The 11830-nt window shown below is 71.9% G+C and carries 11 protein-coding genes; 8 read left to right on the plus strand and 3 right to left on the minus strand.

All coding sequences use genetic code 11. The features are described from left to right. Positions 1 to 151 precede the first annotated feature (151 nt). From ACIRD8_RS29520 to ACIRD8_RS29530, 3 genes are all read left to right on the plus strand, one after another. Entirely contained in the window at positions 152 to 622 is a 471-nt protein-coding gene (locus ACIRD8_RS29520; protein WP_403998086.1) for a Dps family protein, read from the plus strand. A 72-nt stretch (positions 623 to 694) separates the two neighbouring features. After that, entirely contained in the window at positions 695 to 886 is a 192-nt protein-coding gene (locus ACIRD8_RS29525) for a CsbD family protein (RefSeq protein WP_387389157.1), read from the plus strand. A 286-nt stretch (positions 887 to 1172) separates the two neighbouring features. Beyond that, complete coding sequence (locus ACIRD8_RS29530; protein WP_403998089.1) at positions 1173 to 1391, plus strand: hypothetical protein; 219 nt, start codon at positions 1173 to 1175, stop codon at positions 1389 to 1391. A gap of 54 nt (positions 1392 to 1445) precedes the next feature. Here the strand turns inward: ACIRD8_RS29530 and ACIRD8_RS29535 are convergent, their stop codons facing one another. Next, positions 1446 to 2273, minus strand: a complete 828-nt coding sequence (locus ACIRD8_RS29535; protein ID WP_403998092.1) for an Fpg/Nei family DNA glycosylase — start codon at positions 2271 to 2273, stop codon at positions 1446 to 1448. Positions 2274 to 2332: 59 nt separating this feature from the next. Then, positions 2333 to 7036, minus strand: coding sequence for a DEAD/DEAH box helicase (locus ACIRD8_RS29540; protein ID WP_403998095.1), 4704 nt, complete (start codon positions 7034 to 7036; stop codon positions 2333 to 2335). A gap of 137 nt (positions 7037 to 7173) precedes the next feature. Here ACIRD8_RS29540 and ACIRD8_RS29545 point away from each other — a divergent pair, with 137 nt between their 5' ends. Genes ACIRD8_RS29545 through ACIRD8_RS29555 form a run of 3 tightly spaced genes read left to right on the plus strand, consistent with a single transcriptional unit; the run spans position 7174 to position 9129 of the window. Next, on the plus strand, positions 7174 to 8037 hold the full coding sequence (locus tag ACIRD8_RS29545; RefSeq protein ID WP_403998097.1) for an AraC family transcriptional regulator: 864 nt from the start codon (positions 7174 to 7176) through the stop codon (positions 8035 to 8037). A gap of 10 nt (positions 8038 to 8047) precedes the next feature. Then, positions 8048 to 8827 (plus strand): AzlC family ABC transporter permease, encoded by a 780-nt coding sequence (locus ACIRD8_RS29550; protein WP_403998100.1) that lies wholly within the window; start codon positions 8048 to 8050, stop codon positions 8825 to 8827. After that, positions 8824 to 9129: an AzlD domain-containing protein gene (locus ACIRD8_RS29555; RefSeq protein WP_382983499.1), complete on the plus strand. Its 306-nt coding sequence runs from the start codon at positions 8824 to 8826 to the stop codon at positions 9127 to 9129. Before ACIRD8_RS29550 ends, ACIRD8_RS29555 begins: the two co-directional genes overlap by 4 nt. Positions 9130 to 9140: 11 nt before the next feature. Here ACIRD8_RS29555 and ACIRD8_RS29560 read toward each other — a convergent pair whose 3' ends face one another. Beyond that, complete coding sequence (locus tag ACIRD8_RS29560; protein ID WP_403998103.1) at positions 9141 to 10055, minus strand: hypothetical protein; 915 nt, start codon at positions 10053 to 10055, stop codon at positions 9141 to 9143. Between the two features lie 80 nt (positions 10056 to 10135). Here ACIRD8_RS29560 and ACIRD8_RS29565 point away from each other — a divergent pair, with 80 nt between their 5' ends. Together ACIRD8_RS29565 and ACIRD8_RS29570 are read left to right on the plus strand one after the other, a co-directional pair. After that, entirely contained in the window at positions 10136 to 10330 is a 195-nt protein-coding gene (locus tag ACIRD8_RS29565; protein ID WP_099176446.1) for a DUF3046 domain-containing protein, read from the plus strand. A gap of 205 nt (positions 10331 to 10535) precedes the next feature. Then, complete coding sequence (locus ACIRD8_RS29570; protein ID WP_403998415.1) at positions 10536 to 11681, plus strand: AI-2E family transporter; 1146 nt, start codon at positions 10536 to 10538, stop codon at positions 11679 to 11681. Positions 11682 to 11830: the final 149 nt, after the last annotated feature.

The following is an 11830-nucleotide window of genomic DNA, read 5'->3' on the forward strand; positions in this document are numbered from 1 at the left end:
GTGCCCGGTGTGTGCGGGGCCGTTCGCGGGGCAGGCGCGCAGTGAGGCCGGAGGGCGATTCTCCGGGACAACCACCCGGATGCCCGGTTCGCCTCATATGTGACATTGTGGACAGATGGTAAGTCGAAGAGCTACCTGAACGGAGAAGTGCATGTCTGTCGTGAAGAGCGCCCTGTCGGACGCTGACCGCAAGGTCGTGGGAGACGCGCTGCAAGGCGCGCTGGTCGACCTCGTCGACCTCTCCCTGGTGGCCAAGCAGGTCCACTGGAACGTGGTCGGCCCGCGCTTCCGCTCCGTGCACCTTCAGCTCGACGAGGTCGTCGACACGGCGCGGCAGCACTCGGACACGGTCGCGGAGAGGGCTTCCGCGGTCGGCATCAACCCGGACGGCCGGTCCCGGACGCTCGCGAAGACCACTGCGATCGATGTCGTACCCGACGGCTGGATCAAGGACGTCGACGCGGTACGTGTCCTCGTCGACGCTCTCCGCGTGGTCATCGACCGCATGCGGGAGCGGATCGAGGCGACCGACGAACCGGACCCCGTCAGCCAGGACATCCTGATCACGCTCACCGCGGATCTGGAGAAGCACGCGTGGATGTTCCAGGCGGAGAGTGCTTGAACCCGCCTGAACTCGTAGCTGAGGCCTGAACTCGTGACTGAGGCCTGAACTCGTGACTTAGGAGGAATCGCCGTGACGGACAAGAAGGCCATGGACAAGCTCAAGGGCAAGGCCAAGGAAGCGACCGGCAAGGTCACCGGAGACCGTCGCAAGGAGGCCGAAGGCAAGTCCGACCAGGCCAAGGCCAAGGCGGAGGGCGCCCTGGGCGCCACCGGAGACCGCGCCAAGGGCGTGAAGGATTCCCTCACCGACGACGACAAGTGAGAGAGACGCCCCACCGGTGTGCCCCCGCGGATCCCGATCCCGGGGGCACCGGCATGTCCGGGGATACGGGATGCCGGGCACGTCGGTGTCTCCCGGAGCCGCGGGATGCAGTCGGCGCCGACCCGGGAGAAACTTCGGGGAAGGGCCGGGATGCACCTCTTCCCGCAGCAGCCCCGGGGGAGAGCGCGCACTGCCGTTCCGCTCGCACCGTACGCGCCGGTAGTGCACCGATGCGCCCTCCCGTCAGGAGATCGTGCCGTACTAGCGTCGGCCGGAGGAGGCAGCCATGGTGCGGCGATGGGTGCCGGCGCTCGTCCTCGGCGGGATGTGGTGGTGGGCCGTGCTGCGGCTGTTTCTGGAGCCGGAACACGCCGGACTGGTCGAGGGCGCGGTGGCGGCCGGGGGATGGGGGCTGAGTCTCCTGCCCGTCCATGTGGCGTCCGCGGTGCGGCCGGAGCCGGCTGCCGAGGACCCCATGGCGGAACGGTCGGACATACCCTCCTAGCCCTGCTACGTGTGCCGGTGCGGGCGCCCTGGGCTCTGGTGGGCCTTGCGGGTTTCAGCCGGTGGGCCCGGACTGGCAGTGCGGACACCAGTAGGTGGGTCGGTCGTCGCGGTCCGCCACGCGGATGGGTGTGCGGCAGCGCAGACAGGGGCGGCCGGCCCGCCCGTAGACGAAAAGACGCTCCCGTGTACGGCTGCGGGACATGGCCGAGGTTGCCCGGGACATGGCCGCGGTCGCTCCGGTCGTGGTCCGCACCGGACGGTCCCGGTTGGCCACCAGAAGCTGTTCGGCCGTACTGACGAGGCGGGTGACGACGGCCGGGGGCAGCTCGCCCACCGGGAGCCATGGCGTCACACGGGCCATGAAGCAGAGCTCGCACATGTAGACATTGCCGATACCGGCCAGGTTGCGCTGGTCCAGGAGCGCGTCGCCGACCCGGCGTCCGGGATCGGCGAGGACGTTGCGCAGAGCCGTGTCCGGGTCCCAGTCCGGGCCCAGCAGATCGGGGCCGAGGTGGCCCACGGCCTTCCCTTCGTCCTCGGTGCGCAGCAGTTCGAGGACGGGCAGCCGGTAGCCGACGGCGGTGCGCTCCGCGGTGGCGAGCACGGCGCGGATCTGGTGTGCCGGGCCGCCGCGCCAGCGCTCGCCCGGGTCGTACACGCGCCAGGCGCCGTCCATGCGCAGATGGCTGTGGAGGGTGAGGCCGCCCTGGAAGCGGGTGAGCAGATGCTTGCCGCGCGCTGTGACGCCCAGGACGGTCCGGCCGGTCAGGTCGGCCGTGGCGAACCGTGGAACCCGCAGGTCGGAGACCGTCAGGACCTGGCCGGCGAGTGCCGCGTCGAGACGCCGGGCGGTCTGCAGGACGGTGTCACCTTCGGGCATGCATCCATCATGCGCGGACGGAGCCGCTCGTGGTTCCCCGGCCGGGCCTCAAGCCGTCCTCAGGCGCGCAGGCGCAGACCTCGAGGCGTGGCGAGGAAGCCTGCGGCCTCCAGAGTGCGGCCGAGCGGTGAGGTGAGGGAGGAGGCGCCGTTGGTGCGCTCCACCGTGACCGTGCCCAGCGTCCCCGCGCGGGCGGCCTTCGCGAGTGCCTCCGCCGCGGTGTGGAGCGCCCGGTCGGCGGGGTCGGTGGGCCATGCGAGGAGGGACTTGCCGCCGCGCTCCATGTAGAGCGTGAGCTCGCCGTCCACGAGGACCACCAGCGCGCCCGCCTTGCGGCCCGGCTTGTGTCCCGCGCCGTCCGGCGACTCGGGCCAGGGCAGGGCCGCACCGTACGCGTTGGCGGGGTCGGCCGCCGCGAGGACCAGCGCGCGGGGGGCCGAACCGGGATCCGCACGGTCACGTGCGGTGGAGGCCGCCCTGAGCCGGTCCACGGCACCGTCCATGGCGAACTGGGCTGCCCCCAGCCCCTCGACGACATACCCGCGGCGGGCCTGGCCGCTGTCCTCGAACGCGGCGAGGACGCGGTAGACCGCCGAGAACCCGCCCTCGACGCCCTCGGCCTGCACCGCACCGCGGGTCACCACGCCGTGGCGGTCGAGCAGCGTCCGGGCCAGGGCGTGCGCGCGATGGGTCGGCTCGGGCTCTGCCGGTGGCAGCAGCGACCAGCGTCCGGACACGGTCGGTGGGCCGGTGCGGGATGCGGGACGGGCGGCCGCGGTCAATGACCCGTAACGGCCGCGCGGCACATTGCGTCTCGCGCGGTGTGCCGTGGAGCCGGCCGTCCGCCCCGAACCGAGGAGCGAACGCAGGGGGGCGAGCGTGTCGTTGGTGAGACGGCCGGACCAGACCAGGTCCCAGAGCGCGTCGGCCAGCTGGGGATCGGTGCAGTCGGGGTGGGTGGTGGCCCGGACCTGATCGGCGATCTGCCGGAAGAAGACCCCGAATCCGCCGGAGAGCACGGTGAGCACCGACTCGTGCAACGCGGTCTCCTCCAGGGGGAGGGGCGGAGGGAGCAGCAGCGGAGCACTGTCGGCCAGGTAGACGGAGAGCCAGCCGTCCTTTCCGGGGAGGGCGCCGGCGCAGGCCCAGACGACCTCGCCGGTGGTGGTGAGTTCGTCGAGCATCGCCGGGGTGTACCCCGTGACCCGGCTCGGCAGGATCAGCTTCTCCAGGGCGGACGCGGGGACCGGGGCGCCCTGCAACTGCTCGATGGCGCGGGCCAGTCCGTCGATGCCCCGCAGGCTGTTGTCGCCGAGGTGCTGCCACTGGGGGAGGAAACCGGCCAGCGCGGCGGGCGGAACAGGCTCCAGCTCCTGGCGGAGCGCGGCGAGCGAACGGCGGCGCAGCCGCCGCAGGACCGTGGCGTCGCACCACTCCTGGCCGATGCCGGCGGGATGGAATTCGCCCTGGACGACGCGGCCCGACGCGCCGAGCCGCTGCAGTGCGCCGTCCGTGACGGCGGTGCCGAGGCCGAACCGGCTCGCGGCCTGCGTGGTGGTGAACGGGCCGTGCGTACGGGCGAACCGGGCGAGCAGGTCACCGAGCGGGTCCTTGACCGGCTCGGTGAACGCCTCGGGGACGCCCACCGGAAGCGCGGTGCCGAGTGCGTCGCGCAGCCGGCCCGCGTCCTCGACGGCCGCCCAGTGAGCCGCTCCGCCGATGCGGACCTGGATGGCGCGCCGGGAGGTCTCCAGCTCCGGGGCCCAAGAGGGCTCCGCGCCACGCTCCGCCAGTTCGGCATCGGTGAGGGGGCCGAGCACGCGCAGGAGATCGGCGACGCCCTCGGCGTCCTTGATCTTCCTGTCGTCGGTCAGCCACTGGAGCTCCCGCTCCAGTTCGCCGAGTACGTCGGCGTCGAGCAGCTCCCGCAGCTCCGCCTGGCCGAGCAGCTCGGCCAGGAGATGGGAGTCGAGCGAGAGCGCCGCGGCCCGCCGCTCGGCGAGGGGCGAGTCGCCCTCGTACAGGAACTGCGCGACATAGCCGAAGAGGAGGGAGCGTGCGAACGGGGACGGCTCGGGCGTCGTCACCTCGACCAGGCGGATGCGGCGCGCCTCCAGATCGCCCATCAGCTCGGTGAGCCCGGGGACGTCGAAGACGTCCTGAAGGCATTCGCGGACGGCTTCGAGGACGATCGGGAACGAGCCGAACTCGGAGGCCACCTGGAGCAGCTGGGAGGCGCGCTGGCGCTGCTGCCACAAGGGGGTGCGCTTTCCCGGACTGCGCCGGGGCAACAGCAGGGCGCGCGCGGCGCATTCGCGGAACCGGGAGGCGAACAGGGCGGATCCGCCGACCTGTTCGGTGACGACCTGGCCGATCTCGCCCTTGTCGAACACCACGTCGGTGGCGCCGACGGGGGGCTGGTCACTGTCGTATCCGGCGGCGGGGAACCCCGGACCACCGGCGCCGCCTCCCGCGTCTCCGCCCGCATTCGCCTGGACCGGGTCGAAGTCGAGGAGGTCGAGCCCCATCAGGTCGGCGTCGGGCAGTCGGAGTACGATGCCGTCGTCCGCGTGCATGACCTGTGCGTCCATGCCGTACCGCTCGCCGAGCCGGGCGGACAGGGCGAGTGCCCACGGGGCGTGCACCTGGGCGCCGAACGGCGAGTGCACCACGATCCGCCAGTCGCCCAGCTCGTCCCGGAACCTCTCGACCAGGACGGTCCGGTCGTCGGGGACGTGGCCGCAGGCGCGGCGCTGCTCGTCGAGGTAGGACAGGATGTTGTCCGCGGCCCAGGCGTCCAGCCCGGCGGCGAGCAGCCGGAGCCGGGCGTCCTCAGCTGACAGCCCGCCGATCTCCCGGAGGAACGCCCCCAGCGCGCGGCCGAGCTCCAGCGGACGGCCCAGCTGGTCGCCCTTCCAGAACGGCAGCCGGCCCGGGACCCCTGGGGCGGGCGAGACCAGGACCCTGTCCCTGGTGATGTCCTCGATCCGCCAGGACGTGGTGCCCAGGGTGAAGACGTCCCCCACCCGCGACTCGTAGACCATCTCCTCGTCCAGCTCACCGACGCGTCCGCCGCCCTTCTTCGGATCGGCGCCCGCCAGGAAGACGCCGAAGAGCCCGCGGTCGGGAATGGTGCCGCCCGAGGTGACGGCGAGCCGCTGGGCGCCGGGCCGGCCCGTGACCGCACCGGTGACGCGGTCCCACACGACACGGGGCCGCAGCTCCGCGAAGGCGTCGGACGGATAGCGCCCGGCGAGCATGTCGAGCACGGCGGTGAACGCCGACTCGGGGAGTGAGGCGAAGGGGGCCGCACGGCGGGCGAGGGCGAGCAGGTCGTCGGCCTGCCAGCTGTCGAGCGCGACCGTGGCGACGATCTGCTGGGCGAGCACGTCCAGCGGGTTGGACGGGATCCGCAGGGCCTCGATGGCACCCTCGCGCATCCGCTCGGTCACGACGGCCGCCTGCACCAGGTCACCGCGGTACTTGGGGAAGACCACCCCGGTCGACACGGCGCCGACCTGGTGGCCGGCGCGCCCCACCCGCTGCAGCCCGGAGGCCACGGACGGCGGCGACTCGACCTGGATCACCAGGTCGACCGCGCCCATGTCGATCCCCAGCTCCAGGCTGGAGGTGGCGACCACGGCGGGCAGCCTTCCCGCCTTGAGGTCCTCCTCGACCTGGGAGCGCTGCTCCTTGGAGACCGAGCCGTGGTGCGCACGGGCGAGGACGGGCGGCGCCCCTTTCGCGGCCCCGGACTGGGCCATGATCTCGGCGGGGGAGTGGGTCTCGGGCAGCGGCCGGCCCGCTCCCGGCTCCTCCTCGAACGCGGAGCCGGTCGCCCGCTCGTAGGCGATCTCGTTCAGCCGGTTGCACAGGCGCTCCGCCAGCCGCCGGGAATTGGCGAAGACGATCGTGGAGCGGTGCGACTGCACGAGATCGGCGATCCGCTCCTCGACATGGGGCCAGATCGACGGCTTCTCCGCCTGGCCGCCCTCGTCGCCCGTGGCGGGGGAGCCGCCCAGCTCGCCGAGATCCTCCACCGGCACCACGACGGAGAGGTCGAACTCCTTCGTGGACGGGGGCTGGACGATCTCCACCTTCCGCTGCGGTGAGAGGAACCGCGCGACCTCGTCGACCGGGCGGACCGTCGCCGACAGCCCGATGCGCCGGGCGGGCCGCGGCAGCAGCTCGTCCAGCCGCTCCAGGGACACGGCCAGGTGCGCACCGCGCTTGGTGCCCGCGACTGCATGCACCTCGTCGATGATCACCGTCTCGACCCCGGCGAGCGCGTCCCGGGTGGATGAGGTGAGCATCAGGAACAGGGATTCAGGGGTGGTGATCAGGATGTCCGGGGGCTTCGTCGCCATCGAGCGGCGCTCGGCCGGAGGGGTGTCGCCGGAGCGGATCCCCACCCGCACCTCCGGCTCCGGCAGGCCGAGTCGCACCGACTCCTGACGGATCCCGGTCAGTGGTGAGCGCAGATTTCGCTCCACGTCCACGGCGAGCGCCTTCATCGGTGACACGTACAGCACGCGGCAGCGCTTCTTCGTCTCGGCGGGGGGCGGAACGGCCGCCAGCCGGTCCAGGGAGGCGAGGAAGGCGGCCAGCGTCTTGCCCGATCCGGTCGGCGCGACGACCAGCACGTCCGAACCCTCGCCGATGGCCCGCCAGGCACCCTCCTGCGCCGCGGTGGGCGCGTCGAAGGCCGCCGCGAACCAGCTGCGGGTCGCGGGTGAGAACGAATCGAGTGCGGAACCGGCCATGACCCCCATCGTGCACCCCGCCACTGACAACGGCCGGTGGACGTGCCTGCCGCGCACCTTCCCGGACTCCCGGCCGCCTGCCCGCCGCGCACTTTCCCGGACTCCGTCACCTGCCCGGACCTGCGAGAATGACGAACATGGCGGAGGCGGACACGACACGGGAATGGGCGAGGCACTGGCAGTACGCGGAGCTGCCCGACCTCGATCTGCTGCGCGCCCGGTACGTTCGCCACACCTTTCCGCGCCACAGCCACGAGGGCTATGTCTTCGCCACGATCACCAGCGGTGTCGAGGACGTCGGCCTTCCCGACGGCACCCTGCACGCCGAACCCGGCACCGTGGTCATGATCAACCCGGAGGTGCCGCACACCGCCCGCGCCGGGGTGCCCGAAGGATGGGTGTACGCCACGCTCTACCCGTCCGCCCAGGTGATCAACGACATCGCGGCCGACCTGACGAGCCTGCGCGGCACGGTCGGCTTCGCCGAGAGCGGCGTGCGGGATCCGTATGCGGCCCGGCTGATCACCGAGGTCCACCGGGCGGCCGAGGAGGGCAACGCCCTGGCCGCCGACAGCGTCCTGCGGGTCCTGGTCGCCCGGCTGCTCGACCGCCACGGCAGCGTGCTTCCCGCCAAGGCCGCACGATTCGCCGGTGCCCGTGACGCGGCCCGGGCCCGGAACGCACTGGAGGAGCGGATGGAGCGCCCGCCCACCCTGGAAGCGCTCGCCGCCGAGCTGGGCAGCAGTCCGTTCGCGCTGCTGCGGGCCTTCAAGAAGCAGTACGGGATGCCCCCGCACACCTGGCTCACCGACGCCCGGGTGCGCCGTGCGCGACGGATGCTCGACGCGGGGACCGCACCCGCCGAGGCCGCCGCCGCAGTCGGCTTCACCGACCAGCCCCATCTCAACCGTCACTTCACCCGGATCGTCGGGGTGCCCCCGGGCGCCTATCAGCGCGAGCGTGCAAGAACGTACAAGACCGGCAGCGATGTCTCCCCGTAGCGTTCCGGACGTGGCAGAACAGACAGCATCCCCTCAGAACACCCGCGCACCCCGTGCGCAGGGCGCGGGCATGGAGAAGCCGGACGGCGCCGTCGTCCGGGACGCACTCGGCGTGGGCATAGCCGTGGGTCTCTCCGGATTCGCCTTCGGCGTGACCTCGGCAGGATCCGGACTGACCCTCCTCCAGACCTGCGCGTTGAGTCTCCTCGTCTTCACCGGCGCCTCCCAGTTCGCTCTCGTGGGCGCCCTCGCGGCGGGCGGCAACCCCTACACCGCAGCGGCCGGAGCGTTCTTCCTGGGTATCCGCAACGCCTTCTACGGACTGCGTCTGTCGCAGCTGCTCGCCGTACCGCGCTTCCTGCGCCCCCTCGCCGCCCACTGGGTCATCGACGAGACGACCGCCGTCACCCTGGCCCAGCCCGCCAGGCGTGCCGCTCGTATCGGCTTCACCGTCACCGGGCTCACCCTCTACGTCCTCTGGAACCTGACCACGCTGGTCGGCGCGCTCGGGGCCGAGGCGCTCGGCGACACCGACGCCTGGGGGCTGGACGCGGCCGGCCCGGCCGTGTTCCTCGCCCTGCTCGCGCCGATGCTGAAGAGCACCACGGAACGCGTCGCAGCGGGACTCGCGATCCTGCTGGCACTGGGCCTCCTGCCGCTGCTGCCGGCGGGCGCGCCCGTCCTCGTGTCCGCGCTGGCGGCTCCGCTCGTCCTCTTCCTGAAGGGCCGGGACAAGAGCGCCACGGACGACACCGCCACCGAAGGCGCGCAGCCCGGGGAGGGCCGATGAACATCTGGATCGCCATCGGGCTCACCGCCGTAGGCTGCTACCTCGCGAAGCTCCTGGGGCTCCTCGTCCCCGCCGGGGTCCTGGAGCGTCCCCTGGTGCAACGACTGGCGGCGCTGATGCCGGTGGCGCTGCTCGCGGCCCTCACCGCCCAGCAGACCTTCGCCGACGGACAGCAGCTGGTGCTGGACGCCAGGGCGGCGGGGCTCGCCGCGGCGGCGCTCGCCCTCGTCCTGCGGGCTCCCTTCCTCGTCGTCGTCGGCGTCGCAGTGGCGGTCACCGCGGTCGCGCGCGCCCTGCTCTGAGGCGGGACGGCTCAGCGCGGCCCACGGCCGTACGCCCGGAGGGTCTGGAGCGCCTTGAGCGTCACGATGGGACGGCCCTCCAGGGCCGTCCCCGGTGCCCACTGGCGCCAGTTGACCGGCCAGCCGCCGTCCTCCTCCTGTTCGGCCGCCAGGTGGTCCAGGGACCTCTCCAGTTCGCCGTCGCTGAACCAGCGGCGGGCGAGCGACCCGGGTGTGCGGGCGTAGTCGTAAGGGAAGTGGTGTTCCCCGGGGGCGTAACCAGGAGCCACCGGGTACTCCGCGCGGTGCACGGGATCGAGCACCACCAGCCGCTGCTCACGCACCAGTTGCCCCAGGCGGTCGGCGGCCGACTCGGCACGCGCACGGTCGGGGACGCCGTCCAGGAAGGCGACGGCCGCCTCGATCTCGTACGGATGGGACTGCTCCAGGGCGTCGACGGCGGCCCAGCAGAAGTCGGTGGCCCGGAACAGCCAGGCGTGCCAGACCTGGTTGCGGTGCAGCAGCCCGACGACCGGGCCCGTCGCCAGCAGCTCGGCGGGCGGGTCGTCGACGACGGGGATGAAGGGCGCCGCGGGGTAGCCGCGCTGGGAGGGGTGGAGTGCGGGCAGCGCGCCCTCCTTGGTCGACACGTCCGTCAGATAGCGGCAGATCCGCTCCACGCGCAGACCACCGCAGCGACCGATCGAGTCGAGGACGCTCAGTGCGTGAGCGGTGTGCAGTGGTTGACTCACCGGCCCGCGGAGATCGGGTTCGAGCGCGTGACCGTAGCCACCGTCCTCGTTCCGATAGGCGGCGAGCGCGGTTTCGACGATGTCCGCGTCCCCTTCCAGGAAGAGATGGGCGAACCGCCGCTGTTCGAGGACGCGTGCGGTGAGCCAGACGAACTGCTCGGCGCGGGCGAGGGGATTTGCTCCGGTTCCAGCCATGGACCGACCGTAGAGGGGAAAGTGCCTCCGGCAGGGTGCTCCCGGCCCGGCTGCACTCTCAGGAGCGGGATACTGAGGGCATGCGGTTGACGATTTTCTGGGAACGGATGGCGGACCACTTCGGCGAGACGTACGCCGACTCCTTCGCGCGCGATCACGTCATGGCGGAGCTCGGCGGCCGGACGGTGCACGAGGCCCTGGCGGCGGGCTGGGAGGCCAAGGACGTCTGGCGCGGGGTCTGCTCGGCGGTCGGCGTGCCTCCGGACAAGCGCTGAACCACGCGGTCCGCCCGGCGCGCAGCCGCTCGACGTGCGTCCCCCGCCCATCCGCTGCCGGGCCGGGCGGCCGGCTGTCACCGCGGTGAGCGAGACTTGTCCCGTGGCACCGACAGACGAGACCGCCCAGACCCAGCCGCCCGGCCTGCCGCCCGTCCCGCCGGCCGCACCACCGAATCCGCCGCCGGGTACCGGCCCTGTCCGCATGCCTGCCTGGCTGCCACGCGCGATGGTCATGGCCCTGGCGCTCTACGGGTGCTTCCACCTGGGCAGCTGGGCCTTCTACCAGCTCATCGGGCTGCTGACCAACATCCTGATCGCCTTCTTCCTGGCGCTGGCCATCGAGCCAGCCGTCAGCCGCATGGCCGGACACGGGCTGCGCCGGGGGCTCGCCACCTTCCTGGTCTTCCTCGCCGTGCTGATCGCCGGGGTCGGCTTCGTCGTCCTGCTCGGTTCAATGCTCGCCGGCCAGATCGTCGACATGGTCGAGGAGTTCCCCAAGTACCTCGACTCGGTGATCAACTGGGTCAACCAGACCTTCCACACGGAGCTCTCCCGCGTCGAGGTGCAGGACAGCCTGCTGCATTCCGACTGGCTCCAGAGGTACGTGCAGAACAGTGCGACGGGCGTGCTCGACGTCTCCACCACCGTGCTCGGCGGACTGTTCCGGCTGCTGATGATCTTCCTGTTCTCGTTCTACTTCGCTGCCGACGGGCCCCGGCTGCGGCGTGCGCTGTGCTCCGTACTGCCGCCCGCCCGGCAGGCAGAGGTGCTGCGCGCCTGGGAGATCGCGGTCGACAAGACCGGTGGCTACATCTACTCGCGCGGGCTGATGGCGCTGATCTCCGGAGTGGCGCACTACGTCCTGCTGGTGGCCCTCGGTGTCCCCTACGCGCCGGCGCTGGCGGTCTGGGTCGGCCTCGTCTCGCAGTTCATCCCCACGATCGGTACATACCTGGCGGGCGCGCTGCCGATGCTGATCGCCTTCACGGTCAACCCCTGGTACGCGCTGTGGGTCCTCGGTTTCGTCGTGGTCTACCAGCAGTTCGAGAACTACGTGCTGCAGCCGAAGCTCACGTCGAAGACCGTCGACATCCATCCCGCGGTGGCCTTCGGCTCGGTGGTCGCGGGCACCGCGCTGATGGGTGCCGTCGGGGCCCTGATCGCCATTCCGGCGGTCGCGACTCTCCAGGCGTTCCTGGGCGCCTACGTGAAGCGCTACGACGTGACGGACGACCCGAGGGTGCACGGCGGCCACCGCTGGCGCCGTGGAGAGCCGGTGGTGTCGAGGCTCCGCCGCGCCGTGAGGGGTGGCGGGGACGATGCAGACCGGGCCGACGGCGACTCGTGACGACATGAGACACGTCACGCTTCATTGACTTGCTCGATGTCGGATGCTATAAGGCGCTACTCTCGGCCGTGTCGGCCCGGCGTGGTGCGCTTGACACTAAAATCGAACATCCATTCTCATGGGATTCCGGCCGGGTTTTTCCGGGCCCG

It is taken from the genome of Streptomyces sp. NPDC102451 (assembly GCF_044765485.1).
Lineage (GTDB): Bacteria > Actinomycetota > Actinomycetes > Streptomycetales > Streptomycetaceae > Streptomyces.

Bases quoted from the DNA above. Each gene is read 5' to 3' on its own strand.
- ACIRD8_RS29520 (WP_403998086.1), top strand. From the start codon at position 152: ATGTCTGTCGTGAAGAGCGCCCTGTCGGACGCTGACCGCAAGGTCGTG.
- ACIRD8_RS29530 (WP_403998089.1), top strand. From the start codon at position 1,173: ATGGTGCGGCGATGGGTGCCGGCGCTCGTCCTCGGCGGGATGTGGTGG.
- ACIRD8_RS29535 (WP_403998092.1), bottom strand. From the start codon at position 2,273: ATGCCCGAAGGTGACACCGTCCTGCAGACCGCCCGGCGTCTCGACGCG.
- ACIRD8_RS29540 (WP_403998095.1), bottom strand. From the start codon at position 7,036: ATGGCCGGTTCCGCACTCGATTCGTTCTCACCCGCGACCCGCAGCTGG.
- ACIRD8_RS29545 (WP_403998097.1), top strand. From the start codon at position 7,174: ATGGCGGAGGCGGACACGACACGGGAATGGGCGAGGCACTGGCAGTAC.
- ACIRD8_RS29555 (WP_382983499.1), top strand. From the start codon at position 8,824: ATGAACATCTGGATCGCCATCGGGCTCACCGCCGTAGGCTGCTACCTC.
- ACIRD8_RS29560 (WP_403998103.1), bottom strand. From the start codon at position 10,055: ATGGCTGGAACCGGAGCAAATCCCCTCGCCCGCGCCGAGCAGTTCGTC.
- ACIRD8_RS29565 (WP_099176446.1), top strand. From the start codon at position 10,136: ATGCGGTTGACGATTTTCTGGGAACGGATGGCGGACCACTTCGGCGAG.
- ACIRD8_RS29570 (WP_403998415.1), top strand. From the start codon at position 10,536: ATGCCTGCCTGGCTGCCACGCGCGATGGTCATGGCCCTGGCGCTCTAC.